Source organism: Spirillospora sp. NPDC000708 (genome assembly GCF_040299565.1).
Lineage (GTDB): Bacteria > Actinomycetota > Actinomycetes > Streptosporangiales > Streptosporangiaceae > Spirillospora.
The window spans coordinates 16,952-33,843 of the sequence record NZ_JBEPCJ010000109.1 but is presented as its reverse complement, the minus strand read 5'-3'; the positions used below and the strand labels follow the sequence as shown (position 1 = coordinate 33,843).

The 16,892-nt window shown below is 75.7% G+C and carries 15 protein-coding genes; 10 read left to right on the top strand and 5 right to left on the bottom strand.

The window, feature by feature from the left end:
* The first annotated feature begins 143 nt into the window (after positions 1-143).
* From ABT299_RS45560 to ABT299_RS45545, 4 genes are all read left to right on the top strand, one after another.
* Positions 144-1,190, top strand: a complete 1,047-nt coding sequence (locus ABT299_RS45560; protein ID WP_500254603.1) for a polyprenyl synthetase family protein — start codon at positions 144-146, stop codon at positions 1,188-1,190.
* A gap of 14 nt (positions 1,191-1,204) precedes the next feature.
* Positions 1,205-2,419, top strand: coding sequence for a PucR family transcriptional regulator (locus ABT299_RS45555; RefSeq protein WP_433137801.1), 1,215 nt, complete (start codon positions 1,205-1,207; stop codon positions 2,417-2,419).
* Positions 2,420-2,499: 80 nt separating this feature from the next.
* Positions 2,500-3,693: a cytochrome P450 gene (locus ABT299_RS45550; RefSeq protein WP_500254602.1), complete on the top strand. Its 1,194-nt coding sequence runs from the start codon at positions 2,500-2,502 to the stop codon at positions 3,691-3,693.
* 33 nt (positions 3,694-3,726) lie between these two features.
* On the top strand, positions 3,727-4,653 hold the full coding sequence (locus ABT299_RS45545; RefSeq protein ID WP_500254601.1) for a UbiA prenyltransferase family protein: 927 nt from the start codon (positions 3,727-3,729) through the stop codon (positions 4,651-4,653).
* Positions 4,654-4,690: 37 nt separating this feature from the next.
* On the opposite strand, the gene ABT299_RS45540 is transcribed toward ABT299_RS45545, so the two are convergent.
* Positions 4,691-5,077, bottom strand: a complete 387-nt coding sequence (locus ABT299_RS45540; RefSeq protein ID WP_190868896.1) for a nuclear transport factor 2 family protein — start codon at positions 5,075-5,077, stop codon at positions 4,691-4,693.
* 375 nt (positions 5,078-5,452) lie between these two features.
* Here ABT299_RS45540 and ABT299_RS45535 point away from each other — a divergent pair, with 375 nt between their 5' ends.
* On the top strand, positions 5,453-7,828 hold the full coding sequence (locus tag ABT299_RS45535) for an MFS transporter (protein WP_500254600.1): 2,376 nt from the start codon (positions 5,453-5,455) through the stop codon (positions 7,826-7,828).
* A 51-nt stretch (positions 7,829-7,879) separates the two neighbouring features.
* Here ABT299_RS45535 and ABT299_RS45530 read toward each other — a convergent pair whose 3' ends face one another.
* A complete protein-coding gene (locus ABT299_RS45530; RefSeq protein ID WP_387019427.1) occupies positions 7,880-9,067 on the bottom strand; it encodes a zinc-dependent alcohol dehydrogenase in 1,188 nt (395 codons plus the stop codon).
* A gap of 110 nt (positions 9,068-9,177) precedes the next feature.
* Here ABT299_RS45530 and ABT299_RS45525 point away from each other — a divergent pair, with 110 nt between their 5' ends.
* The 3 genes from ABT299_RS45525 (at position 9,178) to ABT299_RS45515 (ending at position 12,226) form a co-directional block, all read left to right on the top strand.
* A complete protein-coding gene (locus tag ABT299_RS45525; RefSeq protein WP_500254599.1) occupies positions 9,178-10,224 on the top strand; it encodes a Ppx/GppA phosphatase family protein in 1,047 nt (348 codons plus the stop codon).
* A 135-nt stretch (positions 10,225-10,359) separates the two neighbouring features.
* On the top strand, positions 10,360-11,634 hold the full coding sequence (locus tag ABT299_RS45520; RefSeq protein WP_500254598.1) for a PucR-like N-terminal domain-containing protein: 1,275 nt from the start codon (positions 10,360-10,362) through the stop codon (positions 11,632-11,634).
* Positions 11,635-11,752: 118 nt separating this feature from the next.
* A complete protein-coding gene (locus ABT299_RS45515) occupies positions 11,753-12,226 on the top strand; it encodes an SCP2 sterol-binding domain-containing protein (RefSeq protein ID WP_190868036.1) in 474 nt (157 codons plus the stop codon).
* Here the strand turns inward: ABT299_RS45515 and ABT299_RS45510 are convergent.
* The 3 genes from ABT299_RS45510 to ABT299_RS45500 all read right to left on the bottom strand — a co-directional run bounded on the left by ABT299_RS45510 (position 12,220) and on the right by ABT299_RS45500 (position 14,965).
* Positions 12,220-13,059: a MerR family transcriptional regulator gene (locus ABT299_RS45510; protein ID WP_387019438.1), complete on the bottom strand. Its 840-nt coding sequence runs from the start codon at positions 13,057-13,059 to the stop codon at positions 12,220-12,222. The two genes, ABT299_RS45515 and ABT299_RS45510, sit on opposite strands and share 7 nt — an antisense overlap.
* A gap of 122 nt (positions 13,060-13,181) precedes the next feature.
* A complete protein-coding gene (locus ABT299_RS45505) occupies positions 13,182-13,976 on the bottom strand; it encodes a family 1 encapsulin nanocompartment shell protein (protein WP_190868034.1) in 795 nt (264 codons plus the stop codon).
* On the bottom strand, positions 13,973-14,965 hold the full coding sequence (locus tag ABT299_RS45500; protein WP_347257126.1) for a Dyp-type peroxidase: 993 nt from the start codon (positions 14,963-14,965) through the stop codon (positions 13,973-13,975). The genes ABT299_RS45505 and ABT299_RS45500 overlap by 4 nt, the downstream gene beginning before the upstream one ends.
* A gap of 187 nt (positions 14,966-15,152) precedes the next feature.
* On the opposite strand from ABT299_RS45500, the gene ABT299_RS45495 reads away from it, so the two are divergent.
* Positions 15,153-16,370, top strand: coding sequence for a zinc-dependent alcohol dehydrogenase (locus ABT299_RS45495; RefSeq protein WP_190868032.1), 1,218 nt, complete (start codon positions 15,153-15,155; stop codon positions 16,368-16,370).
* Between the two features lie 29 nt (positions 16,371-16,399).
* Positions 16,400-16,732, top strand: a complete 333-nt coding sequence (locus tag ABT299_RS45490; protein WP_190868030.1) for a DUF2795 domain-containing protein — start codon at positions 16,400-16,402, stop codon at positions 16,730-16,732.
* Positions 16,733-16,892 lie beyond the last annotated feature (160 nt).

Here is a 16,892-nt window from a genome sequence, read left to right as displayed (position 1 = left end):
CGTCGCCCGCATCCCCGACGGCGCCAGGATCGAGCTGGACGGGCGGTCCGGCACGGTCCGCGTCCTCGGCGCCCCGGCGGGCGCCGCCGCCGGCTGACCCCCGGCACCGCCCGAGAACCCCGCGAAGAAGGAGGAGTCGGCACGTGGAAGAAGGAGCGTTCGGCCAGGCCGCGCAGGAGCGGGCGGCCGCCGAGGTCGAGGCGGAGATCGGCCGGCTGTGCGAGCGGCTCGCCGAGGGCCTGGCGATGGGCCTGGACGAGGGCCGCGAGATGGTCGGCGGCGCGATGGCGGAGTTCCTGGTGGACTTCTTCGAGACCGTCCGTGCCAAGGGCTCGCGCCCCGGGATGCGGGGGATGGTCGCGCTGCCGATGCTCGTCCACGGCGCGGAGACCGGCGACCCGGCGGCCGCCCGGCCGCTCGCCGTCGTCCACCTGCTGTGGTGGGCCGCCGCCCGCTACTTGGACGACCTCACCGACGCGCCCGGCGCCCCGGCGGCCGGCGATACCGCGGTCGCCAAGCGGGTGCTGACGGCGCTGGCGGTCGGTGGCCAGCTGCCCGCCCGGCTCGTCGCCGGCCTGCCGGTGCCCGACGCCGTCCGCTGCGGGCTCGCCGACGAGGTGTCGCGCGCCTGGCTCGACGCGGTGGACGGGCAGTTGCGCGACCTCACCGAGCGGCCGTCCGCCGCCACGCCCGCGTCGGTGCTGCGCGCCTACGCGGGCAAGACCGGCGCGCCGTACGCGATGGCGGCGGCGTCCGCGGCCCGGCTCGCCGGTGCGGGACCCGGCCGGGCCGGCGGCTGGCGCGCGTTCGGCCGCCGGCTCGGCGTCCTCCGCCAGCTCGTCAACGACCAGCGCGACCTGGCGTCGGGGCGGCACGAGGACCTCGCCAACGGCACCGCCACGTACCTGCTCGCGCACCTGCTGTCCGCGCTGCCGGCCGCGCGGCGGCGCGAGGCCCTCGCGCTGCACGCCGGCGCCCGCCACTCGGCGTGCGCGCGCGCCGAGCTGACCGCCTGGATGCTCGACGAGGACGTCCTGGACGGCTACGCCGCGTCCGTCGCGCCGCTCGTCGGGCACGCGCACGACCTGCTCGGCCTTCTCGGCGGGGACCCCGCGCACGTCCGCGAGCTGCACGACCTGGTCGACGAGACGGCCGGGCACCTGCCCGGACTGCGGCTGGCCGTGGCCTGAGAGGAGGACCCCGCATGACTTCGGCCGGCGGACCGCCGGACTTCCTCGCGGCGCAGGGCCCGCGGGTCGCCGCGGCGATCGGCGAGGCGCTCGGCGGCCACCCGGCGCACCAGCCGATCCGGCGCACCGCCGGGCCGCTGTTCGGCGGCCGGGAGGAGACCGCCGCGCGGCTGCTCGCGCTCGTCGCGGCGGGCGGCCCGCTGCCCGCCGACGACCTCGCCCGGTTCCGCGACCTCGGGGCGATGGCGGCGCGGCAGGGCATCCCGCTGCCGGTGCTGTCGGAGGTGTGGGACGCCGCGCTCGCCGCGGCGGCGCGGGCCTGCTGGGCGGCGGCGCCCGCCGGCCGCTTCACCGAGCTGGCCGAGGCGACGGGCCGCGCCGCGCGGCTCGCGGGGCGGGCCCGGGAGGCGTGCATCCAGGGGTACGCGGACGCGCCGCGCGAGGGCGCCCGGTCCCGGCCGCTGCGCCGGCTGCTCGCCGAGACGCTGATCGACGGCGCGCCCGCCGAGGTCATCGCGGAGGCCGCCGGGGTCGCGCTCGCGCCCCGCTACCTGGTGCTGCGGTGCGAGGCGCCCGGCCTCGGCGCGGCCGCCGCCGCGCACTGGGCGCGGGCCCGCGAGCACCTGGAGGCGATCGACGGCGTGCTCCACTCCGGCGACCTCGCCGAGCTGGTCGCGCTGTTCCCGGCGGGGGACCCGGAGCGGGCCGAGGTGGCGGCCGCCGAGTTCGTGGCCGTCCTCGCCACCTGGACGCGGGGGCCGGTGCACGCCGCCGCGTCCTGCCGGAGCGGTCTCGGTGGGATCCCCGACGCGCTGGAGGAGGCGTCCCGGGTGCTGACGGTCGTCAAGGCGATCCCGGACGCCGAGGACCGCCCCTACCGCGCCGACGAGCTGCTCGTCGAGCTGGCGATCCTCGGCCAGCCCGGCATCCGCGAGCGGCTCGCCGCGGTGCTGTCCCCGCTGGACGCCGGCACCGACCTGCGCCGGACCCTGGAGGTGCTGCTCGCCTGCAACCTCGACCGCGAGCGCGCCGCCCGGGAGCTGTGGATCCACCGCCGGACGCTGCACTACCGGCTGGACCGGATCCGGGACCTGTCCGGCATCGACCCGAGCTCCGCGCGCGGCATCCAGCTGTTCCGCGCCGCGCTCACCTCGGCGCGGCTCGCCGGGCTCGAACGCGACGGCCGCCGGGCCGAGGAGGCGTCGCTGCCGCCGCCGCTGAGCGCCTGACCCCTCCGCGGACGCCCCGCCCGCGCACCCTGACCGGAGACCCGCCCGAAATGCCCGACCGGACCCCCGCCCGGAGAGCGATGTTGGACTTCCCCCTGCCGCACCGTCCCGGCGTCCCGCTGGACGGCGGCCACCTGCGCCGGCTGCGCGAGCACCCGATGGCGCCCGTCCGGCTGCCCGGCGGCCACGACGCGCTGCTCGTCACCCGGCACGCCGACGTCCGCACCGTCCTGGCCGGCGACGGCTTCGGCCGCGAGGCGTGGACCGGCGGCACCCTCTTCGCCCGCGACGCCCCGTCCCTGGCCCTCGTCGCCTCCGACCCGCCGACCCACACCCGCCGCCGCCGGGCCGTCCAGGGCCGGTTCACCGCCCGCCGCGCCGAGGCGGACCGCCCGCGCGCGGAGGCCGCCGCCGAACGGCTGCTGGACGGCCTGGAGGCCGCCGGGCCGCCCGCCGACCTCCTCGCCCGCTTCGCCACGCCGCTCCCATACGCGCTCATTCGCGACATGCTCGGCGTCCCGGCCGCCGACCTCGGGAGGCTGCTGCCGTGGGTCAGCGCGCTGATGTCGGCGGGACACGTCCCCGCAGGGGAGGTCGAGGCCGCGCGCGCGGGCATGTTCGGCTACTTCTCCGCCCTTCTCGACGCGCGCCGCGCCGGGATCGCCGCCGGGGACCCCGGCTCCGACCTGCTCACCGAACTGCTGGCGGACCCCGGGCAGCGGCTCACCGCCGAGGAGATCACCGTCTTCGGGCTCGGGCTGTTCATGGCCGGCGGCGAGACCACGTCCAACTTCCTCGCCGCCTGCGTCCTGGAGCTGATCGCGCGCCCGGACGTGGCCGCGTCGCTGCGCGCCGATCCGTCCCGCATCCCGGCGGCGGTCGAGGAGTTCCTGCGCTGGGTGTGGTTCGGCGGCACCGGCGGCAGGCCGCACGTCGTGCTCGCCGGTACGCGCCTGGGCGGGACGGAGGGGCGGCGCGGTGACGTCGTCGTCCCGCTGACCGACGCCGCCAACCGCGACGCGGACGCGTTCGCCGACGCCGACGCGTTCCGCCCGGACCGCTCGCCCAACCCGCACCTCGGCTTCGGGCACGGCCGCCACCTGTGCCTCGGCGCGCCGCACGCCCGGATGGTGCTCCAGGTCGCCCTCGCCGCGCTGCTCCGCCGCCTGGACGGCCTCGATCTGGCGATCGACCCGGCGCGGTTGCGCTGGCGCGACCGGATGTTCGTGCGCGGCGTCTGGGAGCTGCCCGTGACCTGGCGCCCGCGGCGTTGACCGGGAGCGGGGGCGTTGACCGGGAGCGGGGCGTTGACCGGGAGCGCGGCGTCGAGCGGGGGCCGGGCCGGTGCGGTGGCCGGTTGGTGCCGGCGCGTCGGACGGTACATCTCCGGAAGCTACACGCCGGTTCCGTCGCTGGTGTTCGCGGCCGCCTGGGCGTACGGCGTCACGGGGCTGTTCGCCGCGCTCGACCCGCTCGTCACGCGGTGGCGGCCCGGCGCGGGGACGGCGGTCGCCGCGGTCACGGTGTTCGCCGACCTGCTGCTGATGCGGGCGCTGGACGACGTCCGCGACCTCGGCTACGACCGGCGCTTCAACCCCGGACGGCCCCTCGCGTCAGGGGCCGTCCGGGTCCGCGACCTCGGCGTTCTGTACGCCGTCGGGTCACTGGCCGTCCTGGCGCTGAACGCGGTGCGGCCGTGGCAGGTCGCGGTCCTGGGCGTTCAACTGGGCTATGGGGTCATCGTGGTCGCCGCGCACTGCCGGTCGGGACGGCCCTCCGGCGATCGGCTGTTGGTGAACCTGCTGGTCAGCCTGCCGGCGCCCGTCCTGCTGCACGCCTACCTGTACGCCGGGTACCTGCACGCGGCCGGGCACCGCGCCGGACGGCCCGGACTCGTCGCCGTCACCGTGGCCGTCCTCGCGGCCGGGCACGCCGAGCTGGCGAAGAACCTGACCCGGACGCCGCGGCCGGGGGAGCGGACCTACGCCGCCGCGCTCGGGCTCCGGGGAACCGCCGCGCTGGCGCTCGCCGCGCCCGCGCTGTCGGCCGCCCTCCTCGCGGCGCGGTCGGAGGCGCCGCCCGCGTGGACGCCCGCCGCCGTCCTGCCGCTCGCCGTCCCGGCCGTGGCCGGGTACCGGTTCCTGCGCGGCCGGACCCGGTGGCCGCCGGCCGCGCCCGCGCTCCACCTGCTGCTCACCTTCGCCGGGTACGCCGCGCTGGGTCTCGCGAGATGACGCGGCCGGAGGAGGCGCGAGCCGTTGTGCGGGCTCGTCAGGCGAGGCCCATCTCCCGCTTGACGGCCTCGAACTGCACCGCCATCGCCTCCGACAGCGCCTTCGCCCCCGACAGCGGACGCACCATGACGCAGAACTCGTCGATCAGCCCGGAGTCGTCGTGGTGCAGGAAGTCGCAGCCGTGCACCTCGCGGTCGCCGACCCGCGCCTTGAACACCAGCGCGTGGTCCCGCCCGTCGCTGATCTCCCGGACGTAGCGGAAGTCGGTGAACACGCGGGTGACGGCGCGCAGGATCGCCGACACCACCGGGCGGCCGTCATAGGGCGCGAACGCCACCGGGCTGAGGAACCGCACGTCCTCGGCCAGCAGGTCGGGCAGGGCGTCGAGGTCGCCCGTCTCGATGGCCGCGCGGAAAGGGTGCATCGGGCCTGCCTCCATGCCGGGTCTCGTCCCTGCTCGGGTCGGTGCTCGTCGTCCGTGCCGTCGCCGGTGCTCGTCGGTGCTCGTGCCGCCGGCGCGCCGGCCGCCGTCCCGCCGAGCCTAATGTGATCTCCGTCCGGCGGGCGTGGCGGGGGGCACGCCGACCTGACCGACGTGACTCCTTTTTCTCATCCCTCCGCCTCTATCGGTAAATTTCGTTCTTCGCGGAGAGTGATGCTGGTCTCATTCTCCGTCGCGGTTCCCCGTACGGGAATGAAACCGGCCCCTCATCGTCTTGATCACGGGGTGCGCCGCCGCCCGTAGCGCGGCGCCCACCCCGCCGCACGGACCGATCCATCCTCCCGGAGGCGTACCAGCGTGTCCCAGCCCGCCACCGCCCAGCACCCGCGCACGGCCGCCCCCGCCGGCACCGCGGCCGCCGGCCGCGAACCCGACCTCGGCCTGCCCGCCGAGCGCGGGTCCGGCCTGCTGATCGCCGTCCTGGCGTTCGCCGGCATCGTCGTCGCGGTCATGCAGACCCTGCTGATCCCGGTCATCGGGCAGCTGCCGCAGCTGCTGCACACCTCGCTGTCGAACGCGACGTGGGCGATGACCGCCACGCTGCTGTCCGGCGCCGTCGCCACCCCGATCATGGGACGGCTCGGCGACCTGTACGGCAAGAAGCGGATGACGCTCGTCAGCATCGGCACCGTCGTCGTCGGCTCGCTGGTCGCGGCGGTCAGCTCGCAGCTGCTGCTGGTCGTCGCCGGCCGCGCGATCCAGGGCTTCGCGATGGGCGCGATCCCGCTCGGCATCGGCCTGATGCGCGACTCGCTGCCCAGGGAGCGGCTCGGCTCGGCGCTGGCGCTGATGAGCTCCTCGATCGGCGTCGGCGGCGCGCTCGGCCTTCCGGTGGCGGCCTACATCGCCCAGCACTTCAGCTGGCACATGCTCTTCTACGGCGCCGCCGCGCTCGGCGCCGTGTCGTTCGCGCTGGTGGCGTTCGCCGTCCCCGAGTCGAAGGTGCGGGCGAAGGGACGCTTCGACATCGCCGGGACGGTCGGGCTCACCGCCGGGCTGCTGGCCGTGCTGCTGCCGATCACCAAGGGCGGCGACTGGGGCTGGACGAGCCCCCGCACCCTCGGGCTCGGCGCGGCCGGCGTCGTGATCCTCGTGCTCTGGGGCGTGGTGGAGCTGCGGCTGCGCGACCCGCTGATCGACCTGCGCACCACCGCGCGCCGCCAGGTGCTGCTCACCAACCTCGCCGCGATCACCGTCGGCGTCTCGTTCTACGCCATGTCGCTGGTGCTGCCGCAGCTGCTGGAGCTGCCGAAGGCGACCGGGTACGGCCTCGGGCAGTCGCTGCTGGTCGCCGGGCTCACCGTGGCCCCGATGGGCATCGCGATGATGCTGGTCTCGCCGCTGTCGGCGCGCGTCTCGGCCGCGTTCGGCGCCAAGACCTCGCTCATCCTCGGCATGATCGTGATCGGCGGCGGCTACGGCGCGGCACAGGGCCTGATGGGCGCGGTGTGGCAGGTCGCGCTGATCTCCACGATCGTCGGCGCCGGCATCGGGCTCGCCTACTCGGCGCTCCCCACGCTCATCCTCGGCGCCGTCGACCCGTCCGAGAGCGGGGCGGCCAACGGCGTGAACACGCTGATGCGCTCCATCGGCACCTCGGTGTCCAGCGCGCTCCTCGGCACCGTCCTCGCCCGCAACACGCTCCACTTCGGCGGCGCCGAGGTGCCGGACATGACCGGCTTCCGGATCTCGTTCGCCATCGCGACCGGCGCCATCGCGGTCGGCGTCCTGCTCGCGGCGTTCCTGCCGTCCGGCCGCCGCGCGGTGCGGCACGCCGGGCGCCCGGCTCAGGCGCCCGCGCCCGCCGCGGCCGAGGTTCCGGCCGCGGCCGCGGGTCCGGTGGAGAGCCCGGCCGTGCCGTCCGCCGAGAGCGAGACGCCCGCCGCGGCCGAGCCGTCCCCTGCTGGCGAGGGCCCGGCGGTGCGCGGACGGGTGCTGCGCCCCGACGGGACGCCGCTCTCCGGCGCCACCGTCACCCTGATCGACGCGAGCGGCCGCCAGCTCGGCGTGGTCGCCACCGGTGACGACGGCCGGTACGCGGTCGCCGCGCCCGCGCCCGGCGGCTACGTGCTCGTCGGGTCGGCGCCGGGCCACCAGCCCGAGGCGGCCACCGTCGCCGTGCTCGACGGCCCCGCCGCCGCCGACCTCGTGCTGGGCGGCATCGGCGGCGTGGCCGGCACGGTCCGCGACGAGGCGGGCGCGCCCGTCGCCGGGGCCGTCGCGGTCGCCACCGACCAGCGCGGCGAGGTCGTCGCCTCCGCCACCACCGGAGCGGACGGCGCGTTCGCGCTGGCCGACCTCGCGCCCGGCGGCTACACGCTGACGGTGAGCGCGGCCGGGCGCAGGCCCGCCGCCCGCCCCGTGCGGGTCGAGGGCGGCGATCCGGCTCCGGTGGAGATCGAGCTGCCCGCCGGACCCGCGCTGCGCGGCACGATCCGCGGCCGCGGCGGCGAGGCGCTCGGCGACGCGCACGTGTCGCTGGTCGACCAGGCCGGGAACGTCGTCGCCACCGCACGCACCGGCCCGGACGGCGCCTACGCGTTCGAGGGCCTCGCCCCCGAGGACTACACCGTCGTCGCGTCCGGATACCCGCCGGTCGCGGTGCCGCTCGACCTGTCCGGCGCCGGGCGCGACGACCTCGACATCGCGCTCACCCACCGCCGGGGCGAGTAGCCGCCCGCGGGGGGCGGGCGGCCGCTCGCGGGGCGGGTGCGGCCCGGCGCGTCAGGCGCCGGGCTGCACCAGCACCTTGATGGCGCCGTCCTGCTTCTTCTGGAACATCTCGTACGCCTCCGGCGCCTTCTCCAGCGGCACGCGGTGGGTGGCGAGGTCCATGACGCCGAGCGGGTCGGCGTCGTCGGTGACCAGGGGCATGAGGTCGTCGATCCAGCGCTTGACGTGCGCCTGCCCCATCCGCAGCGCGATGCCCTTGTCGAACATCTGCAGCATCGGCAGCGGGTCGGTCATGCCGCCGTACACGCCGCTCAGCGAGATCGTCCCGCCCCGGCGCACCACCTCGATCGCCGTCAGGAACGCCGCGAGCCGGTCCACGCCGACCCGCTGCATCAGCGGCGCGGCGCTGTTGCCCGGCATCAGCCCGGTCAGCGTCTGGGCCAGCTTCGCGCCCGGCGAGCCGTGCGCCTCCATCCCGACCGCGTCGATCACCGAGTCGGTGCCGCGCCCGCCGGTGATCTGCCGGACCGCGTCCGGCACGTCGTCGGCGGCGTCGGCGTCGATCACCTCGATCCCGTGCCGGCGGGCCATCTCCAGCCGCTCCGGGACGAGGTCGACGCCGATGACCCGGTGGCCGAGATGGCGGGCGATCCGCGCCGACATCTGGCCGATCGGGCCGAGCCCGAGCACCGTCACCGAGCCGCCCTCGGGGATCTCCGCCCACTGCACCGCCTGCCACGCCGTCGGCAGCACGTCCGACAGGTAGACGAACCGCTCGTCCGGCGGCCCCTCCGGCACCTTGATCGGGCCGAAATGCGCCTGCGGCACCCGCAGGTACTCCGCCTGCCCGCCCGGGACCTGCCCGTACAGCCGCGTGTAGCCGAACAGCGCCGCGCCCATGTTGCTCTCGCGGACCTGCGTCGTCTCGCACTGCGCGAACAGCTTCAGCTCGCACATGTGGCAGCGGCCGCAGGAGATGTTGAACGGGATGACCACCCGGTCGCCCGGCTTGACGTGCTTCACGTCCGGGCCGGTCTCCTCGACGATCCCCATCGGCTCGTGGCCCAGCACGTCCCCCTCGCTCATGAACGGCCCCAGCACCTCGTACAGGTGCAGGTCCGAACCGCAGATGCCGGACGAGGTGACCCGGATGACCGCGTCGTCCGGTTCCTTGATCGTCGGGTCGGGGACGTCCTCGACGCGGACGTCGCGCTTGCCGTGCCAGGTGAGGGCCTTCATGTGTTCCTCCTAGAGCGGGTCTAGGGCGGCAACTACCCGGCGCACCGGGGTGAAACGCGGGCGGCAGGGCGCCCCTGACTGGACGGGTAAAACGCGGGTAATCCAAGTCCATGAACCCCCTCACGGACAGCGCCGGCGACAGCGACACCGACACCGATACCGCCCAGGGCGGCCGACTGCGCCTGGGCGTCCTCGACATCGGCTCCAACTCGGCCCACCTGCGCATCGCCGACCTCAGCCCCGGAGAGGCCCCCGCGCCCGTGCGGTCGGTGAAGAGCGCCGTGCGACTGGCCGAGTCGACCGACCGGCACGGCGTGATCGGGCGCCCCGCCGTCGGGCGGCTGATCGGCGCGGTCCGCGAGGCGTCCGCCGCCGCGTCCGCCGCCGGGGTGGGGGAGCTGCTGCCGCTCGCCACGTCCGCGCTGCGCGACGCCGCCAACCGCGACGACGTCACCGCCGAGGTCCGCGCGGCGACCGGTGTCACGCTCGGGTTCCTGTCCGGCGAGCAGGAGGCGCGGCTGACGTTCCTGGCCGTGCGGCGCTGGTACGGCTGGTCGGCGGGGCCGCTGCTGCTCGCCGACATCGGCGGCGGGTCGCTCGAACTGGCCTACGGGGCGGGGGACGGGCCCGAGATCGCGCTGTCGCTCCCGCTCGGCGCGGGCCGGCTCACCCGGCACCACCTGCAGGGCCGGCCGCCGGTCCGCAAGCGCACCCGCAAGGCGCTGCGCGCGCACGTGCGGTCCGTGCTGAAGGAGGCGACGACCGAGATCGTCGAACGGCCCGCGCCGGTCCGGGCCGTCGCGACGTCCAAGACGTTCACCCAGCTGGCCCGGCTGTGCGGCGCGCCGAAGGCCAAGGCCGGGCCGTACGCGCCGCGCCGCCTCGAACGCGCGGACCTGCACGGCTGGATCCCGACGCTGGCGAAGCTGCCCGACGAGGAGCGCGCGAGGCTGCGCGGGGTGAAGGCGTCGCGGGCGCACCAGATCCTGGCCGGCGCGATCGTCGCCGAGGCGGTCATGGACGTCCTCGGGCTCGACGGGCTGGACGTGTGCCCGTGGGCGCTGCGCGAGGGCCTCTTCCTGGAGCGCCTCGACGCCCTGGCCGCCGGGCGCCCGGCCGGACCGTCGTTCGGGAGTTGCGAGGCCATCGTCCCGTGAACATGCGGGACGTACATCTGTGGTCCGTGTGTCTTGACAGCACTCGAATGAGCCGTACACGCTTGTTCCGTTAATTTGCGGTACATAGATCGGCGATATGGTGCCCGGCAGGGCATCTCGGGAGGAGCGTGTGCGATGAGGGCTCCCGGCAACGCCGTCGAACCGGACCTCGGCCGCGACGCCCGCGTGCGGCGCGTCCTCGGCGGCGCGCTGCGCGACGCCGTCCCCGCGATCGTCGCGGAGACCGTCGAGGAGGTGCGGCGCGAGGTCCCCGAGTACGCCGCCCCCGCCTGCCGGGACGCGCTGGAGTTCGCCGCCGGATGCGCGATCGGCGCGTTCGCCGGCCTCGTCGAGCGGCCCGGCCCGCCGCCGGAGGACCTCCTCGCCTTCTTCCGCCGGGTCGGCGCCGCCGAGGTGCAGGAGGGCCGCGCCGCGAGCGCCCTGCAGAACGCGGCGAACGTCGCGACCCGCGTCGCCGTCCGGCACCTGTCCCGGGTCGCCGACGGGCTGGACGCCGAGGTGCCGCCCGGCCTGTACGGGCAGGTCGTCTCCGCGCTCTTCCCCTTCCTGAACCGGCTGACGGCCGCCGTCGCGCAGGGCCGCGCCGAGGCGGCGCGCGACCCGGCGGCGCTGCTGCTGCGCCGCCGCCGCGCGCTCCTCGACGCGCTGCTCGCCCGCCCCGGGACCGAGCCGCGGCGCATCGCCGCCCTCGCGCAGGAGGCGCGGTGGCCGGTGCCGCGCCGCGCCGCCGCCGTCGCGCTCGCCCCCGGGACGGGCCCGGCCCGGCCCCGCTCCCTCCCGCCGCAGGTGCTGGACGGCCGGCACCTCGCCGAGCCGTGCCTGATCGTCCCCGACCCGCGGGACCCGGTGCACCGCCGGACGCTGGAGCCGCTCCTGGCCGGCCTGGCGGCGGCCGTCGGCCCCGCCGTCGAACCGGCCGCGCTCGGCCGGTCGCTGGGCTGGGCGCGGCAGGCGCTCGCCCTGGCGGTGGCCGGCGCGCTCGACGACGGGCCCTCCGGCGCGCCGCCCCGCGAAGGGCCGATCATCGCCGCCGAGCACGCGCCCACCCTCGTGGTGCTGCGCCACCGCGACCTCGTCGAGCATTCCGCGCGGCGCCGGCTGAATCCGCTGCTGCGGCTCCGGCCGAATCGCCGCACGCAGTATGCGCGGACGCTCCAAGCGGTGCTGGAATGCGGATTCAACGCCTCCGCCGCGGCGGCCCGGCTGCACGTCCACCCGCAGACCGTCCGGCTCCGGTTGCGCAAACTCGACGAATTGTTCGGCCCCGAGATCCACGACCCGTCCCTGCACGTCGAACTGCTGATGGCGCTGCGCCTCTGGCTCGCGACGACCCGCCCCGACGGCCAGCCCGACTGGTTCGAGAACGGCCTCGAGAGCCAGCGCGCATAAACCTTCGAATGGGTGAGTACCGCCCCTCGCGATTCCGTCTCCGGTGCAGTTATCCGGCGGTCGCGGAACTGGAATCGTCGGACCGGTGAAAGCGCCGATTCGACCGGAGGGGAACGCCATGAGCGAGACCGTGCCCGACCTCGGGGACACCGAGCAGCTGAAGGCGATGCTGGAGGACGTCGCCTCGCCCGAGCAGCTCCGCGCGCTGCTGGACGCGCCCGGCGTGGACGACGAGACGATCGACGGCTTCATCGCGGCCGTCGGCGCGGAGGACGTCCTGGACAAGGTGTTCGGCCTGATGGGCGAGCACTTCGTCGCCGAGCGCGCCGGGAACGACGGCGGCGTGGTCCGCTGGGACGTCACCGCGCCCGGCGGGACGCTGTCCTACGGCCTGTCGATCCGCGACGGCGCCGCCATCGGCGAGCGCGGCGCGCCGGCCGGCCCGAAGGTCACGCTCACGCTGTCGGCGCCGACGCTGCTGCGGCTGTGCGCGGGCCGGCTGAACGGCGTGGAGGGCTTCATGACCGGCAGGATCAAGCTGTCCGGCGACATGATGTTCGGCGCCAAGCTGCCCGGCTGGTTCGACTACTGACCGGCCCCGCCCGCCGCTCCGGCTCCGCGCCCGGCCTCCGGGCGCGGGGCCGTCCGCGTGCGGCGGGCGTCCGGCGCCGGAGGAGTGAGGCCCATGCTCTCGATCTGCCGGGCGAACTCGGCCTGGATCTCGGCGTGCAGCGAGCGGGCCAGCAGCCCCTGCACCGCCTGCATGCCGATCGGCCGGAGCCGGCGGATCACCTCGCCGACCTCGCGGACGTCCCGGTCGCCGGACCGCGCGTCCAGCCCGGCGTGCTCCACGGTCAGCCGGACGAACTGGCGGGCGATGGCGTCCACGTCGCCGCGCAGCCGGCCGGCGATCTCGAAGACGGCCTCCAGCTCGATGCCCGCCTCGACGAGCTCCGCGCCGACCTCCAGCAGCCGCGGGCTCGGCACCTCGTACTCCTCGCCCGTCCACCGGATGAACTCCAGCTCCTCCGCCCGCCCCAGCTTCGGATAGTCGGCGGGCGTCTTGCCCTTGAGCGCGTCCTCCGGGATCTCCGGGTAGAACCGCCGCACGACCTGCGCGAGCGTCATCCGCGCCGGCTCCTCGTCCGACCACGGGTCGTGGATGACCCGCTCCAGGCCGAGCAGGTCGGCGAGGTTGTGGCCGCGCTCCCACGCCGACAGCATCTCGCCGATGCTGGCCAGCGTGTAGCCGCGGTCCTTGAGCCGGGCGATGAGGTGGATCCGCGCCAGGTGGCTGTCGTCGTAGAAGCCGACCCTGCCCTTCATCCGGGGCGGCGGGAGCAGGCCGCGCTCCTGGAAGCCGCGCACGTGCCGGACCGTGGTGCCGGCCGCGCGCGCCAGGTCGTCGATTCGGAAGTCAGCCATGCCCGTCTCTTCGAGTCGGCGGTCGAGCCCCTCATCGTACTCACAAACGCTGGCGCGGTTATCCGCGGTCCATTGAGTCATGGACCGCGGATCCACGGCACATCGCGCGCGGTCGAGGCGGGTCAGCCGAGCGCGACCACGGCCTCGGCGGTGTAGGTCAGGAACGTGAACGTCTCCTGGAGGTAGAGCCGGACGCTCGTCGCGTCGTGGGACTCGTAGCCGACCGACAGGTCCTGCCCGACGCGCAGCTCGAAGTCGCCGCCCCGGGTGGACAGCAGGAACGCGCCGGTGATCGCGGGCGCCCAGACGATGTCGCCGCTGACCAGCCGGGCCAGGTGCTCGTGGATCGGGTAGCCGTGGTCGGAGGTCTCGTTCACCGCCGTGTAGGCGTCCGCGCTGAGCGCCAGCGAGTACGGGCCGTCCACGCCCGCCAGCCGCAGCGCCGTCACCGCCCGCGCGACCGCGTTCGGGTACTCGCGCGGCTCGTCCGGCAGCGCGATCGCCGGGTTGGCGGACGCGGCGCGCAGCCCCTCGATCCCGGCCGCGGCGTACCCCTCGAAGATCGCGCGGTCCTCGGCGCGGGCGATCAGCCGGGCGGCGTCCTTCGCGGGCTGCCAGTCCGGGTCTTTCGCGCCGCGCTCCACGTCGTCGACGTCCCGCCGGTCCACGGTGAACGGCACCCGCAGCTCCACCAGCGGGCGCGCCCGCCGCACGTGCGCCGCCACGCCCTCGGCGGGCGCGTCGATCGGGTCGAGGTGCCCGGTGGTGACGGCCGCGAGCGCCACGCCGCCCGGCTCCGGCACGTCCACCAGCCGCCGCCCGGCGAGGTTGCGGGTGACGGTGCGGCGGATCTCCGCCTCCAGGTCGTCCCACGCGGCGGCGGAGATCGGGGCCAGTTCGCGGTGCAGGTTGTTCAAGGTGCGCTCCTCTTCAGGTCGCCGATGCCCAGGGATCCGTCGTCGCTGGGAAGCGGGGGCGGGTCGTCGAGAAAGTCGGCCGTCGGGACGTGGAACAGGGTCCCGGTCACGGCGGTCGAGAAGTCGAGCAGCCGGTCGTGGACGCCGGGCGGGTCGCCGAGGAACATGTTCCGCAGCATCTGCTCGGTGACCTCCGGGGTGGCGGAGTAGCCGATGAAGTAGGTGCCGAACTCGCCGTCGCGCAGGTTCCCGAACGGCATGTTGTCGCGCAGGATCTCGCGCTCCTCGCCGTCCGGGCCCGTGATCGAGGTGAGCGCGACGTGCGCGCCGGGGGCCTTCATCCCGTCGGGGATCTCGATGTCGGACAGCTTGCGGCGGCCGACCGCGTCCTCCTGCTGCTCGACCGTGAGAGCGTTCCACGCCCGCATGTCGTGCAGGTACTTCTGGACGATCACGTAGCTGCCGCCGGCGAACGCCGGGTCCTCGTCGCCGATGACGACGGCGGCGCGGGCGTCCTCGCCGGTCGGGTTCTCGGTGCCGTCGACGAAGCCGAGCAGGTCGCGCTGCTCGAAGTAGCGGAAGCCGTGCACCTCGTCCCGGACGGTGACGGCCCCCGCCAGCCGCTCCATGATCTGCGCGGCCAGCTCGAAGCAGAGGTCCATCTGGTGCGCGCGGATGTGGAACAGCAGGTCGCCGGGCGTGGCCGGGGCGGTGTGCACGTCGCCGCGCAGCTCGGCGAACGGGTGCAGCTCCGCGGGGCGCGGGCCGGAGAACAGCCGGTCCCAGGCGTCCGAGCCGATGCCGGTGACGCAGGTCAGGCCGCCGCCCGGCACCCGGAAGCCGACCGCGCGGACGAGCCCGGCCAGGTCGGGGAGCAGCTCGGCGACCACGGGCTCGCCGCCGGGGTCGACGGTCACCACGAGGAAGATCGCCGAGCCGGTCAGCGGCCCGAGCACCTGCTGGGACGCGCCGGCGCGGGGGGCGCTCACCGGCGGGCCCGCGCGGGCCGGGATGGGCGTGTCATGACCGACTCCTGACGTGGTCGCGGTCTGCGGCTCACCATTATCCGGTGCGGGTCGGGCGAGCCGTACGGCAGGTGTCTGCATTATCCATGTTTGTCCTGTGACCTGCGGGAAGGGCGGACGGGAACAGGCCCCGCGAGGGAGGAGCAGAGCCATGAGGGCAGTGGTCTGGCACGACGTCGGCGAGATCAGCCTGGACGAGGTGCCCGACCCGGCCGTCCGCGACCCCGAGGACGCGGTCGTCCGGATCACCGCCAGCGCGATCTGCGGGACGGACCTGCACTTCGTCAGGGGCACGATGCCCGGCATGGAGCCGGGCACGGTCCTCGGCCACGAGGCCGTCGGCGTGGTCGAGGAGGTCGGGCGGGACGTCCGCAACTTCGTGCCCGGCGACCGCGTCGTCATCCCGTCCACGATCGGCTGCGGCCGGTGCTCGTACTGCCGCGCCGGGTACTACGCCCAGTGCGACGTCGCCAACCCGAACGGCCCGTCCGCCGGCTCGTCGTTCTACGGCGGACCCCGGTCGACCGGCCCGTTCGACGGCCTCCAGGCCGAGTACGCGCGCGTCCCGTACGCGCACACCAACCTCGTCGCCATCCCGCCCGGCGTCACCGACGAGCAGGCGCTGATGGTCAGCGACATCCTGCCGACCGGCTGGTTCGGCGCGCGGCTCGCCGAGGTCGGGCCCGGCGACACCGTCGCGGTGCTCGGCGCGGGCCCGGTCGGGCAGCTCGCCGTGCTGTCGGCGCGGATCCAGGGCGCCGGCCGGGTGTTCGTCGTGGACGGGCACGCCGACCGGCTGGAGACGGCCCGGCTGCAGAACGCCGAGACCATCGACTTCAACACCGAGGACCCGGTCGCGGCCGTCACCGACATGACCGGCGGCATCGGCGCGGACCGCGTGATCGACGCGGTCGGCGTGGACGCGGAGAGCCCCGCCAGCGGCCCCGCCGCCGAGGCGATCACCAAGGAGGAGCGGCGCGAGTTCGAGCGCGAGCAGGCGCAGGCCGCGCCGCGCACCGGCCAGCACGGCGCGCAGTGGCGCCCCGGCGACGCGCCCGGCGAGGCGCTCCGCTGGGCGGTGGACATGGTCGCCAAGGCCGGCACCATCGGGATCGTCGGGGTCTACCCGCCGCACTTCACCAGCTTCCCGCTGGGCCTGGCGATGAACCGGAACCTGACCGTCAAGGCGGGCAACTGCAACCACCGCCGGTACGTGCCGGGGCTGCTCAGCCGCATCGCCAAGGGCGGCGCCGACCCGACCACGATCCTCACCCAGCAGGCCCGCCTGCCCGGGGTCATCGAGGCCTACGAGGCGTTCGACCGGCGCGAGCCCGGCTGGACGAAGGTGGCGCTGGAGGTCGCCGGATGACGGTCGGCCGCGACAGGGGGGAGCACACCATGAAGATCGCCGACACGAGACGGGTCGAGCAGCTGCTGGGGGACCTCGCCTTCCCGGCCAGCAAGGAGAGGATCGTCGAGCACGCGCACGCCGAGCGCCCGCTGAGCGAGGAGGAGCGGGTGCTGTCGTCGCTGCCGCTCGGCACCTACGGCAGCGCGGCGGAGGTGCTGCGCTCGCTGCCGGTCGACCCCGACCCGGACCGCACCCCGGCGGAGCAGGCCTACCAGCGGCGGCACCACAACAAGCCGGGCCTCGCCGAGCACATGCGCGACACCGAGCGCCCGCCCGTCCAGGACGAGCTCGGCGACGAGGGCCCTCACTGGCACCCCTGACCCGCCGCCCGTGAGCCGCCGCCACCGCCACCGCGCGACGGCCCGGTAAGGCACCGCGCCCGCGCTCACCGGGCGGCGCTCACCGGTCGGCGCTCACCGGCCCGCGCTCACCGGCCGGCGCTCACCGGCCCGCACCAGGCCCGCGCGAGGACCAGGCGTG

Excerpts from the sequence above, each read along its gene's own strand:
- ABT299_RS45555 (WP_433137801.1), top strand. The coding sequence starts at position 1,205 with ATGACTTCGGCCGGCGGACCGCCGGACTTCCTCGCGGCGCAGGGCCCG.
- ABT299_RS45490 (WP_190868030.1), top strand. The coding sequence starts at position 16,400 with ATGAAGATCGCCGACACGAGACGGGTCGAGCAGCTGCTGGGGGACCTC.
- ABT299_RS45510 (WP_387019438.1), bottom strand. The coding sequence starts at position 13,059 with ATGGCTGACTTCCGAATCGACGACCTGGCGCGCGCGGCCGGCACCACG.
- ABT299_RS45530 (WP_387019427.1), bottom strand. The coding sequence starts at position 9,067 with ATGAAGGCCCTCACCTGGCACGGCAAGCGCGACGTCCGCGTCGAGGAC.
- ABT299_RS45495 (WP_190868032.1), top strand. The coding sequence starts at position 15,153 with ATGAGGGCAGTGGTCTGGCACGACGTCGGCGAGATCAGCCTGGACGAG.
- ABT299_RS45550 (WP_500254602.1), top strand. The coding sequence starts at position 2,500 with ATGTTGGACTTCCCCCTGCCGCACCGTCCCGGCGTCCCGCTGGACGGC.
- ABT299_RS45520 (WP_500254598.1), top strand. The coding sequence starts at position 10,360 with ATGAGGGCTCCCGGCAACGCCGTCGAACCGGACCTCGGCCGCGACGCC.
- ABT299_RS45525 (WP_500254599.1), top strand. The coding sequence starts at position 9,178 with ATGAACCCCCTCACGGACAGCGCCGGCGACAGCGACACCGACACCGAT.
- ABT299_RS45540 (WP_190868896.1), bottom strand. The coding sequence starts at position 5,077 with ATGCACCCTTTCCGCGCGGCCATCGAGACGGGCGACCTCGACGCCCTG.
- ABT299_RS45515 (WP_190868036.1), top strand. The coding sequence starts at position 11,753 with ATGAGCGAGACCGTGCCCGACCTCGGGGACACCGAGCAGCTGAAGGCG.